This is a genomic window from Pedobacter sp. 22163, from assembly GCF_052045595.1.
Classification (GTDB): domain Bacteria; phylum Bacteroidota; class Bacteroidia; order Sphingobacteriales; family Sphingobacteriaceae; genus Pedobacter.
Genome location: NZ_JBQEPM010000001.1, coordinates 1 through 18,297, shown reverse-complemented (window position 1 = coordinate 18,297; position 18,297 = coordinate 1). Strand labels below are relative to the sequence as shown.

17 protein-coding genes are annotated in these 18,297 nt (G+C 41.0%); 7 read left to right on the top strand and 10 right to left on the bottom strand.

The features are described 5' to 3' along the window. Window positions 1-52 precede the first annotated feature (52 nt). From ACTJKN_RS00085 to ACTJKN_RS00065, 5 genes are read right to left on the bottom strand one after another with little or no spacing between them, the layout of a single operon-like run. Window positions 53-1,123, bottom strand: a complete 1,071-nt coding sequence (locus tag ACTJKN_RS00085; RefSeq protein ID WP_440821575.1) for a dipeptidase — start codon at window positions 1,121-1,123, stop codon at window positions 53-55. Between the two features lie 8 nt (window positions 1,124-1,131). Next, window positions 1,132-2,238, bottom strand: coding sequence for a D-TA family PLP-dependent enzyme (locus ACTJKN_RS00080; RefSeq protein ID WP_440821573.1), 1,107 nt, complete (start codon window positions 2,236-2,238; stop codon window positions 1,132-1,134). Beyond that, the gene (locus ACTJKN_RS00075; protein ID WP_440821571.1) at window positions 2,238-2,708 is read right to left on the bottom strand and encodes a RidA family protein; all 471 of its coding nucleotides are present in this window, start codon (window positions 2,706-2,708) and stop codon (window positions 2,238-2,240) included. Before ACTJKN_RS00075 ends, ACTJKN_RS00080 begins: the two co-directional genes overlap by 1 nt. Window positions 2,709-2,726: 18 nt before the next feature. Then, on the bottom strand, window positions 2,727-4,043 hold the full coding sequence (locus ACTJKN_RS00070; protein WP_440821569.1) for a gluconate:H+ symporter: 1,317 nt from the start codon (window positions 4,041-4,043) through the stop codon (window positions 2,727-2,729). Beyond that, window positions 4,044-6,269, bottom strand: a complete 2,226-nt coding sequence (locus ACTJKN_RS00065; protein WP_440821567.1) for a glycoside hydrolase family 20 protein — start codon at window positions 6,267-6,269, stop codon at window positions 4,044-4,046. A gap of 310 nt (window positions 6,270-6,579) precedes the next feature. Here ACTJKN_RS00065 and ACTJKN_RS00060 point away from each other — a divergent pair, with 310 nt between their 5' ends. Further along, window positions 6,580-7,083, top strand: coding sequence for a DUF6922 domain-containing protein (locus ACTJKN_RS00060; RefSeq protein WP_440821565.1), 504 nt, complete (start codon window positions 6,580-6,582; stop codon window positions 7,081-7,083). 131 nt (window positions 7,084-7,214) lie between these two features. Here the strand turns inward: ACTJKN_RS00060 and ACTJKN_RS00055 are convergent, their stop codons facing one another. From ACTJKN_RS00055 to ACTJKN_RS00045, 3 genes are all read right to left on the bottom strand, one after another. Then, window positions 7,215-7,793, bottom strand: a complete 579-nt coding sequence (locus ACTJKN_RS00055; RefSeq protein WP_440821563.1) for a hypothetical protein — start codon at window positions 7,791-7,793, stop codon at window positions 7,215-7,217. A gap of 590 nt (window positions 7,794-8,383) precedes the next feature. Next, window positions 8,384-8,854 carry a hypothetical protein gene (locus ACTJKN_RS00050; protein WP_440821561.1) on the bottom strand — a complete coding sequence of 157 codons (471 nt, stop codon included), beginning with the start codon at window positions 8,852-8,854 and terminating at the stop codon, window positions 8,384-8,386. 1 nt (window position 8,855) lies between these two features. Further along, window positions 8,856-9,794, bottom strand: coding sequence for a cytochrome P460 family protein (locus tag ACTJKN_RS00045; protein WP_440821559.1), 939 nt, complete (start codon window positions 9,792-9,794; stop codon window positions 8,856-8,858). A 181-nt stretch (window positions 9,795-9,975) separates the two neighbouring features. On the opposite strand from ACTJKN_RS00045, the gene ACTJKN_RS00040 reads away from it, so the two are divergent. Then, window positions 9,976-11,073, top strand: a complete 1,098-nt coding sequence (locus ACTJKN_RS00040) for a LytTR family transcriptional regulator DNA-binding domain-containing protein (RefSeq protein WP_440821557.1) — start codon at window positions 9,976-9,978, stop codon at window positions 11,071-11,073. A 62-nt stretch (window positions 11,074-11,135) separates the two neighbouring features. Here ACTJKN_RS00040 and ACTJKN_RS00035 read toward each other — a convergent pair whose 3' ends face one another. Next, complete coding sequence (locus ACTJKN_RS00035; protein ID WP_440821555.1) at window positions 11,136-11,543, bottom strand: VOC family protein; 408 nt, start codon at window positions 11,541-11,543, stop codon at window positions 11,136-11,138. A gap of 238 nt (window positions 11,544-11,781) precedes the next feature. Between ACTJKN_RS00035 and ACTJKN_RS00030 the strand changes: the two genes are divergently transcribed. Continuing rightward, window positions 11,782-12,192, top strand: a complete 411-nt coding sequence (locus ACTJKN_RS00030) for a VOC family protein (RefSeq protein WP_440821553.1) — start codon at window positions 11,782-11,784, stop codon at window positions 12,190-12,192. A gap of 52 nt (window positions 12,193-12,244) precedes the next feature. Here the strand turns inward: ACTJKN_RS00030 and ACTJKN_RS00025 are convergent, their stop codons facing one another. Continuing rightward, a complete protein-coding gene (locus ACTJKN_RS00025; RefSeq protein WP_440821551.1) occupies window positions 12,245-12,601 on the bottom strand; it encodes a VOC family protein in 357 nt (118 codons plus the stop codon). Between the two features lie 193 nt (window positions 12,602-12,794). Here ACTJKN_RS00025 and ACTJKN_RS00020 point away from each other — a divergent pair, with 193 nt between their 5' ends. The 4 genes from ACTJKN_RS00020 (at window position 12,795) to araA (ending at window position 18,078) form a co-directional block, all read left to right on the top strand. After that, window positions 12,795-13,667 carry an alpha/beta hydrolase gene (locus ACTJKN_RS00020; protein ID WP_440821549.1) on the top strand — a complete coding sequence of 291 codons (873 nt, stop codon included), beginning with the start codon at window positions 12,795-12,797 and terminating at the stop codon, window positions 13,665-13,667. Between the two features lie 149 nt (window positions 13,668-13,816). Continuing rightward, entirely contained in the window at window positions 13,817-15,517 is a 1,701-nt protein-coding gene (locus ACTJKN_RS00015; RefSeq protein ID WP_440821547.1) for a ribulokinase, read from the top strand. Further along, window positions 15,514-16,215, top strand: a complete 702-nt coding sequence (locus ACTJKN_RS00010; RefSeq protein ID WP_440821545.1) for an L-ribulose-5-phosphate 4-epimerase — start codon at window positions 15,514-15,516, stop codon at window positions 16,213-16,215. Before ACTJKN_RS00015 ends, ACTJKN_RS00010 begins: the two co-directional genes overlap by 4 nt. 372 nt (window positions 16,216-16,587) lie before the next feature. Beyond that, window positions 16,588-18,078 (top strand): L-arabinose isomerase, encoded by a 1,491-nt coding sequence (araA, locus tag ACTJKN_RS00005; protein ID WP_440821543.1) that lies wholly within the window; start codon window positions 16,588-16,590, stop codon window positions 18,076-18,078. The last annotated feature ends 219 nt before the right edge of the window (window positions 18,079-18,297 follow it).

Genomic DNA, 18,297 nt, shown 5'->3' with positions numbered 1-18,297 from the left:
ACATCTTTTGCAATTTATCCCTTATTTTACTTATTTTTTTATGCGCTTGAATTTATGCCCAGGCTTTTCTTAAAAAACGTAACCAGTTGCCATGCATCAGGTTCTCTACATCGGTATCGGTATAGCCCCTTTTCTTAAATAAAGCAGGTATTTTTTGTAAGTCTGCAATAGTTTCCAGGTCGTAAGGGCATTGTTCTTTTCCAAAAGCGCCATCCAGATCAGAACCGATTCCGACATGATTGGTATTTCCGGCCAGCTGGCAAATATGGTCGATATGGTCGATCATCACCTCCAGGTTACAGTTCATTGCTTCTGGTTTGGAGATCCCCCTCTCCCAGCCCGGAACCATCATCCAGGCATCCAGCGCGCCACCAATTACGGCATCTCTTTTGATCAGTTCTTTTATCTGCTCATCACTGTACTGGCGGTTATGGTTCACCAGGCTACGGCAGTTATTATGCGATGCCCAGACAGGACCACCGAAGCGGCTCAATGCATCCCAAAAACTGTCATCGCAAAGGTGTGTGGCATCGAGAATCACATTTAGCCGCTCCATTTCTTTCAATAATTCGCGACCAATCGCCGTCATTTTACCTGTTGCATTGGTACCCTGCGCATAACGTCCGGGTCCGTAATGCGCCGGACCAACGGCCCTCAGGCCATTTTGCCAGGCTTTTTCTAAATGGCCAACCGTTACAAGAGAATCAGCCCCTTCCAAACTCAAAATATAACCCACAGGCTTTTTATCGTTAACACCTCCGTCATTCCATAATTCGAGGTGTTGCTCAAGGCTTTCCAGATTGTTCACCTGGAACATTTCGCCCGCATCTTCCATCGCTTTATACCAGGCCAGCTGACCCTGTGTTTGCGCCCAGGCTTGTTCAGGCGAATGCCAGCCCGGTAAGTGATTATCAGGCGCGACATAACGGGCAATCTGCGTGGCCACAACCAAACCGATATTACCCTTACGCAGTTCGGGGAGTGAAACTGTTCCATTACTGCGATCGGGCTTATCCGTTAATCCGGCTTCCCTTTTATTGATATCGGCGATATTTTTGGTCAGATCGCGATTCCACTCCAGGGCATTCATACTTAAATCTAAATGGGCATCTATGATAAACATGGCTATGATTAAATGGTTATTTTTCTTTTCCTGGAGATGATATCCCAGTATTTTAGTGATTGGTCAGCGCCCAAACAAAGTGCTTTTTCATGCAGGGCAACTGTCGGGCAAATGTGATAAGGCAAGCCATAAAGCATGTCGCCCACCTTATAGTTCTCGGGATCTTCGGCTTTTAAAACCAAATGTTCTTCGCTCTGACTTTGAACGTCGAGCTGCGGCGCATTCAGGAAGAATACCCGGTTTTTCAACTCTTTTTCGGCAGCAACGGCTTTATGCCCTAAATCTGTGCAGATTAAATCTTCTGTAGGTTTAGATACGATGCGGCTGATCACAAGTGCTGCGGTATTAAATTGCTGTTCGGCAAAAGCATCCTGATAACCTTTGTCCCATAGGATAAAAGTGCCGGGGCTACAATCAAAATCTGTATGTTTGGCATATACCGGAAAAGTTGGAGTTCCACCGGCGATAACCGTTAAATGCTCAATTCCTAAAGTTTCTTTTAAATGATGAAGCTGCGCAATAATAGGTTCTGCCTTTTGGGAGCGAACATCAATAGATGAATCATGAATGTGGCCATCATAAGCATGTAAGCCTTTTACATTGATATTAGGAAGGTTAAGTAATGCTGTTACCAAACCAAAAGCAAGTTCAGGCAGAATTCCTGTTCTGTTCATGCCAACGTTTAAATCGATATATACGTCAACCAATTTATTTTCCGAAACCGCCATATCAGAGATTGATCTGGCGGTTTCCATATTATCAAGCAAACAGCTGAAACTGGTGCCTGAATATTGATCTATGAGTTTAAAGAAACGGTTAATGTTTTCGCCAACGGGCTGGTAGGCCAATAAAACATCCTTTGCTTTAGCTAAGCCAAGCATTTCAGCTTCGGCGATGGTGGCGCATTTGAATTTTTGAATACCGGCATCGATTAACATATGGGTAATTTCCAAACATTTATGCGTTTTAACATGAGGCCGAAGTCTGCCAACATCATTAATCATGCCTTTCAGTATGTTAATGTTTTCACGGATTCTTGTTTCGTAAAAAACAAGCGCAGGTGTTTCCAGCGCCTCCTCATTCGGGATTATGTACCAGTCTTGCCGCTGCATCATTAGAAAAGTTCGAACAATGCTTCAATTTCTACCGGAATATTATCGGGCAAAGAGCCAAAACCAACAGCGCTTCTTACACCAATACCATTTTCCTCACCCCAAACTTTCGCAAAAAGCTCACTGCAACCGTTAATAATATAGGGATGCTTTTCAAACTCCGGTGTACAATTCACCATGCCTAAAACCTTAATTACCCGTTTAACTTTATTTAAACTACCGATATTTGTTTTTATGGTTGATAGCATGGTTAAGCCCACCTGCAAAGCAGCAGTCTTACCTTCTTCCTGAGATAAATCAGATCCGATCCGTCCGATGATTAATGATTTATCATCCTGAACCGGGCCATGGCCGCTTAGGTAAAGGTATTTTCCATCAACTAAACAAGGTTTGTAAACGCCAAGTGGTGCGGGTGCGGGCGGTAAATTAAGATTCAGTTGTTCGAAGCGTTCGTCGGGAGTTAAATTTTCCATATGATGTATTATTATTTTTTAAGCGATGATTATTTTAAGCAAAAGTACACCCAAAAGGCCTGCAATGCCAACAATAGATTCCATTAATGCCCAGGATCTAAAGGTATCTTTCAAAGTTAAGCCGAAATATTCTTTAAACATCCAGAATCCGGCATCGTTAACATGAGAAAACATTAAACTCCCGGCACCAACCGCTAAAACCATCAGGTTGGGATTGGTATGCGTATGCTGCATTAAAGGGACAATAATGCCGGCTGTGGTTAAACCGGCAACTGTTGCCGAACCCACACAAAACCGGATGATTGCGGCAATCATCCAGGCAAGAAACAATGGCTCTGCTTTAACGTGCTGCAAATAAGCGGCAATTTGATTGCTTACACCACTCTCTGTTAAAACCTGCTTTAAAGCACCTGAACCCGCAATGATCAAAAGAATTAAGGCGATATCTTTAATGGCATCAGCATAAATATGCATGATCTCTGTGATTTTTTTTCTCTGTGTGATGCCCAGTAACCATGTGGCAACAATCAATACAATAAGCATCACAACAGAAGGATTTCCGGCAAATAAAATATAAGGCAGGATAACAGCATCGGGCCTTAAAAGCATGGGAACGAAGGAAGCAACTGCTAGTAACAATACAGGAAGTAAAGCCGTAAAAAAGCTTTTAAACCCACCCGGGAGTTGTTCTTCAGTCAACTCTTTTGGACTGAAAGATGCCAACGGGTTTGCCGGGATTGCTTTGAGCGTACGGGCGAAAATGGGCCCACCTAGTATGATTGCAGGAATGGCTACAGCTAAACCATAAAATAATGTCAAACCCATATCGGCCTGAAATTGAATTACTAATGCCGCTGGAGAAGGGTGTGGTGGCAAGAATCCATGTGTTACAGATAAGGCGGCCAACATGGGTAAACCGATGTATAACGCAGGCAATTTATAACGGTAAACTACGGAGAATATTAAGGGAACCATCAGCACGAAGCCTATACCGTAATACAAGGGAATGCCAATTAAAAAGCCGGTTAAAACCATCGCCCATTGAATATATTTTTCGCCGAAAATAGTCATGCTCACCTGGGCGATCTTTTGCGCTGCGCCACTTTCGGCCACCAGTTTACCAAGCATTGCCCCTGCCGTGATGATAATGGCCAAGGAGCCTAAAACGTCGCCCATGCCTTTTTCGATACTCGATGGGATTTTTGAAGGTGGCAAGCCTAAAGCCAGTCCTGCAAGAAAAGATACCGCTAAAAAGGCTAAAAAAGCATTGATCTTAAATACAGAAATCAGTACAATTAATAAGGCAATGCAAATAAAAACAATGAGTATAGTCATTTAATTTACAATAATTTCATCAACCATTAACCAGGCTTTTGTGCCTGCACCATAAAAACCCTCAGGGATAGTACCAATATTGGCGGCCTTAATCCGGATGTATCTTCCGCTTACCGGATTAATTTGATGCAACACTTTGTTAATTCCTTCTAACGGAAATTTTGTTTGTTTCGCCACTTCTTTGAAATTAATATTATCCGCCGAAATCTCGATCATAATTTCTTTTGGCGGATGCATTTTTTGCCATTGATAGTTAAGCACATTTAAACCGATTTCACTAATCGTGGTTTCGCTGCCCAAATCTACAACCGCTTCAAGATCGCCTCCACTCAGGCCTAACCACTCGCCATTATTGTATAGTTGAGCACCTAAAATTCCATTCACTAATACTTGTTTATCAATGTTATAGTTTCCACTTCCTGAATTTTTTAATGATATGTTTTTATGGTAAGCTTTGCTCATAACCAGTCGCTGTTCATACAGCTTTCCTACCGTATTTGCGCCTTTAAAAAGCCGGGCTTTAAGCGTTGCCGATTTTGTAACTTGTATCGGCATGGTATACAGCTTACTGCTCCTGGTTGGTTCATTTCCATCTAAAGTATAACGGATTTCAGCAGCTGGCATATCGGTTTCTAAGCTAAAACCGGACGAGTCTGGACTACCTGTAATCTCAAAAAATGAAGTACTATAATTAATGCCTTTTAAAAAAGGCAGGTTTCGATTTAACCGGGCTAAAAAGTCAGGATAGTTTTTGTAGGCTTTTGCAGACCAGCCTATTTCTGCCAAAGCGATAACGCGGGGAAAAATCATATATTCTGCTTTTTTAACATCAGGCATGTATTCAGTCCAAACATTTGCCTGTACGCCCTTTATATAAGTTTGTTCGGTGGTGTCTAATTCCGCAGGCATGGGCTCATACGCATAAATTTTACGAAGTGGCAGATTGCCTCCGGCAGCTATTGGCTCGCTTTTATTTAAGGACTGATAATAATCCAGGTAAACGAATTTTTCAGGCGTCATGATCACATTGTGCTTCAGTTTTGCTGCTGCAATCCCACCTTCTAAACCTCTCCAGCTCATCACAGTTGCATCGGGTGCCAAACCACCTTCCAAAATCTCATCCCAGCCAATTATCTTTTTCCCTTTTGCGTTCAGGTATTTTTCCATTCTGGAGATAAAATACGACTGAAGCTCATGTTCGTCTTTAAGCCCTTCCTGTGCAATCCGTTTCTGGCATTTCGGACAATTGTGCCACCTTGTTTTCGGGCATTCATCACCACCGATATGAATAAATTTTGATGGAAACAAAGGGATTACTTCATCCATTACATCTTGTAAAAAAGAAAAGGTGTCTTCGTTACCAGCGCAAAAAACATCTTCAAAAACGCCCCAGAATGTGGCCGTTTCATAAGGCCCGCCGGTACAGCCAAGATTTGGATATGCGGCAAGAACGGCTTTTGCATGTCCTGGCATCTCAATTTCGGGAATGGTGGTGATCTGCCTTTCAGCAGCGTATTTAACCACATCCATTATCTCTTCCTGCGTGTAATATCCACCATAAGACTTTCCATCAAAAATATGAGGACTTTTTCGCTTATGCCCGATTAATGTTTCCTTGCGGTAAGCAGACTGCGTTTGCAGTTTTGGGTATTTTTTGATTTCGATTCTCCACCCCTGGTCATCCGTTAAATGCCAGTGAAAGGTATTAATCTTATAAAAAGCCAATAGATCCAGCCACTTTTTAATGGTCGCCACGCTAAACATGTTCCTGGCAACATCTAAATGCATGCCCCTGTAAGCAAACCGTGGCTCGTCTTTTATCTGATATGCTGGAACAGTGAGCAATTTCCCATCTTTTTTAATCAGCTGAATTAAGGATTGTAAACCATAAAACAAACCCTGCTGATCCGATGCTTTAACATCTATTCTTTTAGTCGAAACCGTTAGAATATATCCTTCCGGTTTAATTTTTAAGGTGCTATCGATTAGAAAATTGATTCCGTTAGCCTCAATTTTATTGCTTTGTAAGATTGAAAATCCAGCAGATTCTTTCACGTATTTATTTAGAAAGGCGTAAATAACTTTCTGTTTATCAGCGATAAATATTTTAGAATGTGCTGCAATTACGAAAGCGCCCTTTCCCCTCACTTCAGAAAGTGGTTTCGGAATAATGCCTGTTCCCACCACCTGACTAAACCCATTAATTACCATAAATTGTAAAGCCATCAGGCAAAACAACTTCGCTGATTTAATCAAGGTAAATAAGGAGGAGTAATTTATCATCAGTGCAATCGAAATAAAACTAAGGTAAGTTTAAAATTTTATTTTTGGCATTGATAAAACACTTTACTGTTCTGCAACGGCTTTATATTGATAAGCACATTAACAATTTTACCACGCCGAGGTTTACAACCACAGGATTTTGACCAGCGGTGATTTAAATGAGGGTTCACCGTAGCTGGAAATCGTGCAACCGCAATCAACTGACAAATATTTAAAAATATTAGGCATTAATTCCAGTTTTAATTAGATTTGTATGATGTTAAAGGAACTGAACAAAAGAGTAATCGTTGTGCACTGGAAAAGATTTGCCAGTACGGATGTCGATGTGTTTTCGAGTCTAAAAGGATTTTGTGACAGCTACCCAACCTATAACTATCATACATTGAACAACTATCTTTCCAAAAAGAAGATTCCGTTCGAAAATGATGAAATTAAAATTGAAAGACAGCCACTCATACAGAAAGTAAGAAGACCAGACTTACCAAAAGTACTGTTCTGGGACTTTGATTTTGATAAACTGGATTGGAACAGGAGTTATAAAACCATTATAGAAAGAGTGCTTGATAAAGGGAGTCAAAGGGATTGGGAAGAGATGATCAGATTTTATGGCAGGGAAAACGTAATCCGAGCCCTTAAAGAAGATATTACTTATCTTTCTGATATGACCATGGAGGCTGTTTGCGAATATTTTCAGTTTGGCAAAGAAAAACTTAGATGTTACACAAAGAAACAGTTACACCAGGGACACTGGATCTGATCCTGCAGCTGATGAAAGACCATCAGCTCAATTCCTTTTACCTTGTAGGTGGTACCGCATTATCACTAAGGATTGGTCACAGGGGATCTAGAAATCGACCTACTTAGTTCTTTTACATGGTTATAGACCATCTATTTTTTCAATATGGTCTTAACAAATTGTCTGGCGTCCTGTTCTTCGGGACTAAAAAAACTAATCCCGCTTGTATGGGCATCATCTGAAATCATAAAGGTATAACCGATGCGCCGCCTGTTTCCAGACTTCCTCGTATGTTTGCATTCTATAAACCTAAAACTTCCAATGCTGTCCAACTTCGAACCGACAAAATAAGTGGAGTCATTTACGTCAGCTCGTGAGCTTGATTTTTTTCGTTCATCATCAATTTGAATGTACATCGAAATAGTATCGATCTTTACATACGGAACCATTTCTGTGATGAGAATAAACTTATATGGATTTATGGTATCAATTAGCATTTTAACATTTTTCTTTCTCTGGATTAGACCTAATAATTCATCTTTAAACCCTTGATCTTCTTTATGATTTAATATTCTATCCACTCTTTCTTTATTCACTGGACTGTATGTACCAGGAAGTTTGATGATTGCTCCTAGCGTCTCCAAATTATATTCCTGAAAATTATCTTTTTCTAAACAACTCTGAAAAAACAAGAACAGTACTGAAATGAGTAGGTATTGGTAATGTCTCATCTTAAAAATTTCAGTTACCCAAAAAACGAAGTCCCGCAAAAAGCCCGTATATGAGCAACACGATAGTCAGCGGAACCCATACATTTCTAGCCTTAAAGTTCAGATTTTCAAAATGATGTTTCCAGAAAAAAATTGAGAGTACGAGACCACCCATTATGTTCGGGAGAAGAAATGTGAGAACAAAATTGTCAGTATATCTATGTGCTAATTTAAAAAGAACAATATTCCAGACTACACAGAACCCTATCACAGGTGCTATCTGCTTTCGATTATCTATTTCCGAAAGATTTTGGGAATAAATGATGCCGCCAAAGATAGTTGAAAGTAAAATTGAAAAAATTAAGATTGTTGCCTGATTATAAAGTTTCGGTCTTTGTTCGTAGGTGTCTTCAGTCATAATGAGAGCATTAATAGTTGAGATTGAATGTCTGTGCAACTTACAAAATTCTCCGACTTTCCAAAAATATTATCTTAGGCAGTTTCTAATAGCTTGAATTGATACCCATCATAATCGTCATTAAAAATTGATCAAACTCCTACCGAGACGATTTAAATGTACAATGAAACGTAAAACACCGAATTACTAATGATTAAGGCGATTTGGCAATTGGTATGGAAAGAATGATGGCCAGCCTTTCCTCCTTTTTCAGGTCTAAAGCAGAGTCCCAGGCTGGTCCTTTAAAAAAAGTATAGCTTTTTTGTCCGTTCTGACCGAATGAAATACGCTCTATGGCCGTTACCCGATCTGGAATACGGGCACCAAACCAATCCGGATCAGCCTTTCCTTTCCAGGTGACCAGGTAAAGTACCGATCCGGGAGCATAATCTGCGCCATCCCTTAAACGTTTTGCGGCAATGCCGTTGCCGTAAAGTGTCGACATTGTTTTTGCTTCCGGCTGCAGGCTAACAGCCATTGGCGTCATTTCCAAGGGATTTTCAGGAAGTCTGGAAATACTTCCTATCGATGCTGCGTTATTGATCCGATCAGTTGCGTTTGGCTTACAGCCCAACATCAACAATATAATAAGGGGAAATACCCCTGCGGTGAATGATAATCTCATCTTATTTCTTGTTTAAACCTTTAATATCAAGCGGCCTGGTAAATACATAATCGTTATTACGTTCCGGCCTATGGCAGCTAATGCATTCGGAATCAAATTTCACCGTTTTACCATAGGGCAAAAGGTTTTCCCCTTTCCAGCGTGCCCAGCCCCAGCCTTTTGTGCCGGCATAACGCTTAACATCTTTGATCATAAACTCCACCTGAACAAATTGGCCTGCATAAACACTCCCGTCTTTGCCTTGCTGCTGTTTCCACGCGGTTTTGGCAAAAATGGTTCCATCCGGCCAGGGGTTCGTTTTTCCTTCGTGTATGGCTTCAACCGCTATCGGATTGCCAAAAATGATGCGGATGGTACCATTATCGAAACGTTCAGTCGTACTTATTGCTTTCCAGTTGCGGTAATTGGGCAGGTAAGCGATTCCGTTTGGCGATTTCTTCACTTCCATAATAGATGGCTTCTCTGCTCCCTTCGAATTGCTTTCTATACTGGCGGGTTTACTTACAGCATTATTTAACAAGTAATTTCTAAGCAGATCTAGATCTTTCTGATCCAACTTTGCCGCAGGGTGCAAAGCGGTATAACTGCTTAAAGGCATTTCTTTTGAAAGCATATCGTTTAAAGCGAAATACAACATGGCATTACGTTGTAGGGTAGCGAGCGAGTCCCACTGCGAAAAATCAAGCGCTTTCCTGCCATCACGGATGTGCGAGGCCACCAAAAAATTCACCGGGGTAAGCCGGTCGAACCAGCGCCAACTGGTTTGGGAAGAGTGGCAATCGAAACAGGACGTTTCCAGTATCTTTGCCACTTCTTTAGGTACACCTGCCAGCCCTTTAACCGGCTGTGTTTTTACTGAACTTAGTTCTTCGGGCCTGATCAGTTGGGCCAGCAACACCAGGCTGAGGATGCCGAGTATGATTTTGAATTTGAGTTTCATGGATTATTTTTTTAATCTGCTCAAAATTAGGCTTCAAAGCACCCAATATGCTATTACAATCCTGTGAAACGGATAAATTTAGCATTGAAGGCGAATAAACCGCTTTGAATAGTCCGATCTTTTTAAGACCTTGACCCCTAAAATCCAGCTAAATTAGTCTGGCGATTTTTAACCAACACCTATGTTAAAAGGAAGATTGCACCTGCTACTTTTTGTTACTGTAAGTATTACGGTAATGCTGATCAGTTACTTTTCTTTCCGTTACCTTTATAACAGTGCTGCCGAAAAGTTATGGGCCAGCAAAATGGAATCGGGTGCAAGGGAGAGCAGGGAAATCGGCCGCTTGCTCGAACAACAGCTGCAAAGCGGACTTGCGCCGCAAAAGGTGATCCGCAACCTGCAGCAAAGCATAGAGAATACCGATACCCAGGGCGAGTTTATCTGTATGTATGATAAAAACGGTATCGAACTTTGTCACCCCAATCCGGCACTCATCGGCCAGAAAATAGCGCAGGGCAATTCTATACTTCAGTCGCGAAATGGATCAATACCTTTTAATGAAGCCATTGCGCAACAGAAAAGCCTGGGCGGTACACGAAGTTTCCCGGAAGCGAAAAACAGGCGTTCAGAGATCGTAAATATTTATCCGGTTAAGGGCAGCGACTGGATCGTGGCGGCACATGCCAATATCGAAGTACTACAGGCTGAACTATCGGGTCTTTACACACAGTTTGTGATTTGTTTTTTTACCACTGCTCTCATTATCATCGGGAGCTGTTTAATGCTCATCAGGCAGATTTATGGCCGCTATGAAAAATCGGTTTCCTTAGAGATCAGTACCTTAAATGAAAGAGTGAACACTTTGGGCAGCTTAAACGAACAATTGGCCAAACTGCAGCAAGAAAATGCTGCAGTTCCATTAAATCCAGATAAGGAAACTGCCCGGAAACGGATGATCACGTATCTAAAAGACGAACTGATCCACCTTGACATCACTGAAATAGCCTTTTTCTTTTTCGATGGTGCTGCTGTCAACATCATCACGCACAATGGCAAAAGGTACGCTACCACATTAAGCCTTGATGAGCTGATGAAACAGCTTGATGGAGCGCTCTTTTACCGTGCAAACAGGCAGTTTATCATCAGTCTTAAGGCGATCAGAACCATTTATATCTATGGCAAAAACCAATTGAAAATTGTGGTCTCGCCAGCGCCCGATGAGGTGATATTGATCAGTAAAAACAAGGTGTCGGAATTTAAAAAATGGCTTGACAGGTAATTTCCCGGTAAAAAAAAAACAAGCTATACATTTAAGTTACTTATAATGATGGAGTTATAAGTTTAATTGCCCTTAAACTTTTGTATAGCTTCAGGCGTTACCGGAGTAAAAAGATTCACCAGGTTTCCATCAGGGTCTCTTAATAATAAAGACTGATTGCCCCAGGGCATGGTGGTAGGTTCTTGTACGATTGCGCTTTTTAAGGAATCCGCTAATTGTTCGAAACGCTGCTGCACATCATCAACCCTGAATTCGATAATCATGCTACGGTTCTGTGCAGGTTGGGCAACACTGTCGCCACCAAAAAATTGTAAAGTGCGTATGCTCCCAATGGCAAGGGTTGCGCTTGGGGTTTTTATCTCGGCAAAATCAGGCGTATAACTGATGGCTTTTAAACCTGTTAACTGTTCGTAAAAATTGATGAGTGTTTCTACCTGGGCCGTAATAATGCGGGTGGATATTAAATTCATTGCTAATTATTTTAATTGTGCAACGAAGGTATCAGGTGCTCATGACAACAGTTTGTCAGTGCTGGTATTTTTTTTATTTTTCCTGTACCTTAATGAATTTAACTTAATTAGGAATGCGTTAGGTTATTGATCACACATTCATATATCATACTTTCTGTTCCGATTTATACAATTTATTCCATAAAGCATCGGTTAGCTTTGAGAAATTCCTTAATTTTAAATTATAAGCTAAATTCTTATGGAACAAAACCAATTGATCAGAATGGATAATATGGGCATTGTTGTGGCTTCGCTTGACAATGCAATTTCTTTTTTCACCGAAATCGGACTGAAACTTGAAGGCCGTGCGACAATCGAGGGAGAATGGGCAGGTAAGGTTACCCCTGACGGCCATAGCCGGCTTGAAATTTCACAGTTTCTTAGTCCGGTTACCATTTCAGACCACCGCGAAGCACCGGTTAATTCCCTCGGCTACCTGCGTGTCATGTTTACGGTTTCGGATATCGACGAGTTGTTGCCAAGGCTGGAAAAACACGGCGCCACACTTGTTGGTGAAGTTGTTGAATATGAAAACGTTTACAAACTCTGCTACATCAGGGGATCAGAAGGTCTTCTAATCGGGCTTGCGCAGGAGCTTCACAAAAAATGACGAAATTGATAACCCATGGCCTCTTTAAAAGGAAAACGCATCGGGTCGATCCTTACAGCGACCATACGGCAAGCTCATATCCATCCGGATCAAGGAACTGGAACCTACGCCCGCCCGGGAAAGCGAAGATTTCTTTTGAAATCACACCACCTGCATTAATCACATTTGTTCTTGTCCCTTCTAAATCCTGCGAATAAAGTACAACCAGAATGCTCCCTTTCAATGGCGCTCCGATGGTAAAACCTCCATCTACAAAATCACCTTCAAAAGCGGTATATTCAGGCCCGTAATCTGTAAATACCCATCCAAAGGCCGCTGTATAAAATGTTTTGACCTTTTCAAGGTCGCGGGAAAGAAATTCAAGGTACTGTACCTGCTGGTGCTTTAACTTCTGCGGCGTATTGCTCATAAATATTTTTTTACTACGAGCAAAAATACTTATAAATGTCATTATCCTTTTTAAATAATGCACATCATCGATATTATTTTAATAGCAATGCAGCGTCAATTTTATCAGGCCAATTGAAAATTGTATTTTTCCAAAAAAAACGGCAGATAAATTAAGCACCAGCTTAATGTACCAAACACCCTATAAATAACATATGAATAAAGCATTTCTAATTCTTCTCTTAACTTTTTTTACGGCAATAGTTTTTGGACAGAAAAACAGGCCAAATGAAAACGATAAAAGTAAACCATTTGTTTTAGGGCGAATAGACGAAATCCAATCAAAAGAACTGGCTGAGAAAAGAATCCTGAACATTTACCTTCCTGATGGCTATAACCAAAACGATACCACAAAATATCCGGTAATTTATCTGCTTGATGGTTCTGCCGATGAAGATTTCATCCATATTGTAGGGCTGGTGCAGTTTAACAGTTTCGAATGGGTAAATCAGGTGCCTAAATCAATTGTGGTGGGCATTGCTACTGTAGATCGGAAACGGGATTTTAGTTTCCCCACCGCTATCGAGGGCGACAAGAAAAAATATCCTACAACAGGCCATTCAGATAAATTTATTTCGTTCATTGAAAAAGAGCTTCAACCCTATATTCAGGCAAAATATAAAACGGATGCGAACAAAACCCTTATTGGTCAATCGCTAGGTGGTTTGCTGGCTACTGAAATTCTGATTAAAAAACCTACGCTTTTTAATAAATACATTATTATTAGTCCGAGTTTATGGTGGGATAATGGCTCGTTGTTAAATCAGGATTCCGAAATAAAGGAAAATACGTTTAAGCAACAAACTGATGTTTACATTGGTGTAGGTAAAGAAGGCCTTACGCCAACCGAAATACCCAGGGTGATGGAAGTGGACGCAAATTTATTGACCGAAAAAATAAAAGGGTTCAAAAACAAAAATGTAAAAGTATATTTTGATTTTTTGCCACAGGAGAACCATGCAACGATAATGCACCAGGCGGTGTCCAATTCTTTTAAATTTCTATACCCGGCAGCGAAAAAAGAATAGGGTTTAAAAAATATCCAACACTAGTGGATACAAATAATGATATACAAATTCATGCTACTAAAACGTTAAAATGAAGGTTTTTGATTAAAAAATCAATAAAATTTTTTAATTCAAATAAATAAACGTTAATTAGACATTTATTTATTGTTATGAGCACAGCAAACTATGTAATTGGAGTGGATTACGGGACAGATTCTGTCCGGTCAGTTCTAGTCGATACCGCAAACGGAAAGGAAATAGCATCGTCTGTTTTTCTTTACCCAAGATGGCAGAAAGGTTTATATTGTAAACCGGCTGTTAATCAGTTCCGCCAGCATCCGTTAGATTATATTGAAGGTTTAACACACACTATAAAAGATTGTTTAACAAAAGCAGGTGGTGCCGATATTGCACATCTGGTTAAGGGAATTTCGGTTGATACAACGGGATCAAGTCCGGTGGCTGTTGATGCAACGGGCACTCCCCTTGCCCTGACCAAAGGTTTTGAAGAAAATCCAAATGCCATGTTTGTGCTTTGGAAAGACCATACATCTGTTAAAGAAGCCGCAGAAATTAATGAACATGCGACTAAATTTAGCACCAATTACCTTAAATATGTAGGTGGCATTTATTCATCAGAATGGTTCTGGTCTAAATTATTACACATATTAAGGGTCGATTCGACTATTAAAAAAGGTGCGGCATCGTGGGTAGAACATTGCGACTGGGTTCCGTTTTTACTTTGTGGTGGAAACGACATTACAACAATGAAACGCAGCCGTTGTGCCGCCGGGCATAAAGCACTTTGGGCAGAAGAGTTTAACGGCTTGCCTCCTGAAGATTTCTTTAGCAGTCTTGATCCGCTTTTAGCAGGTTTTAGAGATAAATTATTCACCGACACCTATACTTCTGATATTTCTGCGGGAACATTGAGCGAAGAATGGGCGACTAAACTGGGCTTAAGTACAGATGTGGTAGTTGGTGTTGGTGCATTTGATGCACACATGGGTGCGGTTGGCGGACAGATTGAACCTTACTACCTGAGCAAAGTAATGGGTACAAGCACCTGCGATATTTTGGTTGCACCCAATCAGGATTTACACGGAAAATTGATTAATGGAATCTGTGGACAGGTTAATGGCTCGGTAATTCCGGGTATGGCAGGTTTAGAGGCCGGTCAATCTGCTTTTGGTGATGTTTATGCCTGGTTTAAGAATTTAATCAGCTGGCCATTAAACCATTTACTTACTGAATCTGATGTAATTGATGAAGCAACAGCTACAGCATTAAAGGCAGAGCTCGAAGGAAAAATAATCGCCAATTTAAGCAAGCAGGCTGATGCTTTACCGGATGGCGACTACGCCGAACTGGCTATTGATTGGTTGAACGGCCGTAGAACACCAGATGCAAATCAGGAACTTAAAGGTGCCATAACCGGTTTAGGTTTAGGAACCGATGCCCCACGGTTTTTCCGTGCCTTAGCTGCTGCCACCTGTTTTGGTGCGAAAGCTATTGTAGACCGTTTTAAAGAACAGGGTGTTCCCGTAAAAGGAATTATCGGCATTGGTGGTGTAGCAAAAAAATCGGCTTATATTATGCAAATGATGGCGGATGTATTGGAAATGCCCATTAGAATCCATCGTTTTGAGCATACCTGTGCATTAGGTGCAGCAATGTTCGCTGCTGTAGCAGCTGGTATTTATCCAAATATCGAAGCCGCAATGGCGGCCATGGGAACAGGCTTTGAGAAAGAATATAAGCCAAATCTAAAAAAACAAAAACTTTACCGCCAGCATTACCAACAATATCTGGGATTAGGTAGGTACCTGGAAAAATACAATAAAAAAGATGTAAAACCTTACTTATCATGAGCAACTATCAAGATATAAAAGAGCAGGCTTACCTGGCCAACATGCAGTTGCCCAAATTGGGACTGGTACTTTTTACCTTCGGCAATGTGAGTGCTGCAGATCGGTCGAAAGGTGTTTTTGCCATTAAACCAAGCGGTGTACCTTACGAAGATTTGTCGCCGGAGAAAATGGTGATTGTAGACTTTGACGGAAATACTATTGAAGGAAGTTTACGTCCCTCATCGGATACTAAAACCCATGCGGTTTTATATAAACACTGGGCGGAAATTGGCGGGATTGTACATACACATTCTACTTATGGCACAGCCTGGGCACAGGCACAAAGGGCAATTCCAATTTTCGGAACTACCCATGCCGACCATTTAACGGTAGATATTCCATGTGCCCCACCAATGGCTGATGAAATGATCAAAGGGAATTATGAGTACGAAACGGGGTTTCAGATCATGAACCATTTTGAAAGTTTGGGTTTAAGTTATAAAGAAGTTGAGATGATTTTGGTGGGCAACCACGCTCCTTTTACCTGGGGAAAAACAGCCGAGAAAGCCGTTTATAATAGTGCGGTTTTAGAAACTGTGGCACAAATGGCTTTGTTAACTGAGCAGATCAATCCACAGGCGCCGAAGCTGAAAGATTCGTTAATAGAGAAACATTACGAGCGTAAACATGGTGATGGTGCTTATTATGGACAGAAGTGAGTTTAGAGGTTTTGTCATGCTGAGGTACGAAGCATCTGCTACCGATGAAACAGATGCTTCGTACCTCAGCATGACAGCAGAATGCATAGGCGCAAAATTTCGGGTTTAACATTGTAAGGTTTACCTAAGTAACTTAAACCTGATTGGAGTGAGCATGAACCCATTCCGTAGGATGGGTGAATAAAACGGAAAGCAGGACTACCCTAACCGATGAAATACGGGACCTTGCTTTTCAAAAAAAAAGAATAGGGATAATGGTCTGTGAGGACATAGCCCACGAAAGAAGAGTGGTAGGCTTTAAAAAGATATACATAATGGTCTGTGAGGACACAGACCATGGCATTGAATAAATTAAAAATAACATAAATAGTAATGATTGATTTAAAAAAATTACAAGTTTGGTTTATTACGGGTACGCAACATTTGTACGGTGAAGAAACCTTAAAACAAGTAGCGGAGCACGCTCAACAAGTGGCCGATTCGTTAAACCAGAACGGAAGTATTTCTGTTTCGGTAGTGTACAAGCCGATTGTAAAAACTACAGAAGAGATTTTCGAAACCTTGCAACAAGCCAATATTGATGAGAACTGTATCGGCGTAATTACCTGGATGCACACCTTCTCTCCTGCTAAAATGTGGATCAGGGGTTTAAATGTTTTACAGAAACCATTATTGCACTTACATACGCAGTTTAACCGCGATATCCCTTGGAATACCATTGATATGGATTTCATGAACCTGAATCAAAGTGCGCATGGCGACCGTGAATTTGGTTTTATGGTTTCGCGTATGCGTAAAGACCGTAAAGTAGTTGTTGGGCACTGGCAGGATGAAGAAGTAGCTAAACAGATTGATACCTGGTGCAGGGCTGCTGCCGGATGGCACGATTGGCAAGGTGCTAAATTTGCCCGTTTTGGCGATAATATGCGTTATGTTGCGGTTACCGATGGCGATAAGGTTGAAGCTGAAATGAAATTTGGTTTCGCGGTAAACACTTATGGTATAGGTGATTTAGTAGCGGTAATTAATGGAATAAGTGAGGAGTCTATTCAAGCGTTATTAAAAGAATACGAAGCTACTTACGAGATGGCTGCTGATTTAAAATTTGGCGGTGCCAGACATTCATCTGTTTACGAAGCGGCTAAAATTGAACTGGGTTTAAGAAAATTCCTGGAAGACGGAGGTTTTAAAGGTTTCTCTGATACGTTTGAAGATTTACATGGTATGATCCAGTTACCAGGAATTGCTGCACAACGTTTAATGGCCGATGGTTATGGCTTTGCTGGTGAAGGCGATTGGAAAACGGCTGCTTTGGTACGTGCCTGTAAAGTAATGGGTGCTGGTTTAGTAGGTGGAAATGCATTTATGGAAGATTATACGTATCATTTCGATCCGGCAAACTCGATGGTTTTAGGCTCGCACATGCTTGAGGTTGATGCTTCATTGGCAAGTGGTAAAGCGAGTTTAGAGGTTCACCCATTAGGTATTGGCGGCAAAGCAGATCCTGCGCGTTTGGTTTTTAACGTTGCTGGTGGCGATGCTTTAAATGCATCTTTAATCGATATGGGCAACCGTTTCCGTTTATTGGTGAACGAAGTAAAAGCTGTTGAAGCTGAACATGATTTACCAAACTTACCGGTAGCCCGTGTATTGTGGAAACCATTGCCTGATATGAAAACAGGTTGTGCAGCATGGATTTATGCTGGCGGTGCCCACCACACCGCTTATAGCCAGAATTTAACTACCGAGCATTTATTGGATTTTGCGAATATTGCCGGCTTAGAATATGTAAATATCGGTGCTGATACCAAAATCAATCAATTCAGGAATGAATTGCATTGGAACGAGGTTTTTTATAAATAATTTCAATAAATTAATGCTCAAAAAAAAGCCGATAATCTTAGGGTTATCGGCTTTTTTATGTCATTATCATTCTGAACGAGTACCATTGAAAGGTTCCAACAAAAAAATCGTCATTGCGAGGAGGAACGACGAAGCAATCTTTTATACACAGCCATTTTTGCTAAAAAGATTGCTTCGTCGGCTGAAAAAGCCTTCTCGCAATGACGATAATTGAGTAGA

What these genes read in the sequence shown, in the direction of transcription:
- ACTJKN_RS00085 (WP_440821575.1), bottom strand. Translation starts at nt 1,123, where the DNA reads ATGTTTATCATAGATGCCCATTTAGATTTAAGTATGAATGCCCTGGAG.
- ACTJKN_RS00080 (WP_440821573.1), bottom strand. Translation starts at nt 2,238, where the DNA reads ATGATGCAGCGGCAAGACTGGTACATAATCCCGAATGAGGAGGCGCTG.
- ACTJKN_RS00075 (WP_440821571.1), bottom strand. Translation starts at nt 2,708, where the DNA reads ATGGAAAATTTAACTCCCGACGAACGCTTCGAACAACTGAATCTTAAT.
- ACTJKN_RS00070 (WP_440821569.1), bottom strand. Translation starts at nt 4,043, where the DNA reads ATGACTATACTCATTGTTTTTATTTGCATTGCCTTATTAATTGTACTG.
- ACTJKN_RS00065 (WP_440821567.1), bottom strand. Translation starts at nt 6,269, where the DNA reads ATGGCTTTACAATTTATGGTAATTAATGGGTTTAGTCAGGTGGTGGGA.
- ACTJKN_RS00060 (WP_440821565.1), top strand. Translation starts at nt 6,580, where the DNA reads ATGATGTTAAAGGAACTGAACAAAAGAGTAATCGTTGTGCACTGGAAA.
- ACTJKN_RS00055 (WP_440821563.1), bottom strand. Translation starts at nt 7,793, where the DNA reads ATGAGACATTACCAATACCTACTCATTTCAGTACTGTTCTTGTTTTTT.
- ACTJKN_RS00050 (WP_440821561.1), bottom strand. Translation starts at nt 8,854, where the DNA reads ATGAGATTATCATTCACCGCAGGGGTATTTCCCCTTATTATATTGTTG.
- ACTJKN_RS00045 (WP_440821559.1), bottom strand. Translation starts at nt 9,794, where the DNA reads ATGAAACTCAAATTCAAAATCATACTCGGCATCCTCAGCCTGGTGTTG.
- ACTJKN_RS00040 (WP_440821557.1), top strand. Translation starts at nt 9,976, where the DNA reads ATGTTAAAAGGAAGATTGCACCTGCTACTTTTTGTTACTGTAAGTATT.
- ACTJKN_RS00035 (WP_440821555.1), bottom strand. Translation starts at nt 11,543, where the DNA reads ATGAATTTAATATCCACCCGCATTATTACGGCCCAGGTAGAAACACTC.
- ACTJKN_RS00030 (WP_440821553.1), top strand. Translation starts at nt 11,782, where the DNA reads ATGGAACAAAACCAATTGATCAGAATGGATAATATGGGCATTGTTGTG.
- ACTJKN_RS00025 (WP_440821551.1), bottom strand. Translation starts at nt 12,601, where the DNA reads ATGAGCAATACGCCGCAGAAGTTAAAGCACCAGCAGGTACAGTACCTT.
- ACTJKN_RS00020 (WP_440821549.1), top strand. Translation starts at nt 12,795, where the DNA reads ATGAATAAAGCATTTCTAATTCTTCTCTTAACTTTTTTTACGGCAATA.
- ACTJKN_RS00015 (WP_440821547.1), top strand. Translation starts at nt 13,817, where the DNA reads ATGAGCACAGCAAACTATGTAATTGGAGTGGATTACGGGACAGATTCT.
- ACTJKN_RS00010 (WP_440821545.1), top strand. Translation starts at nt 15,514, where the DNA reads ATGAGCAACTATCAAGATATAAAAGAGCAGGCTTACCTGGCCAACATG.
- araA (WP_440821543.1), top strand. Translation starts at nt 16,588, where the DNA reads ATGATTGATTTAAAAAAATTACAAGTTTGGTTTATTACGGGTACGCAA.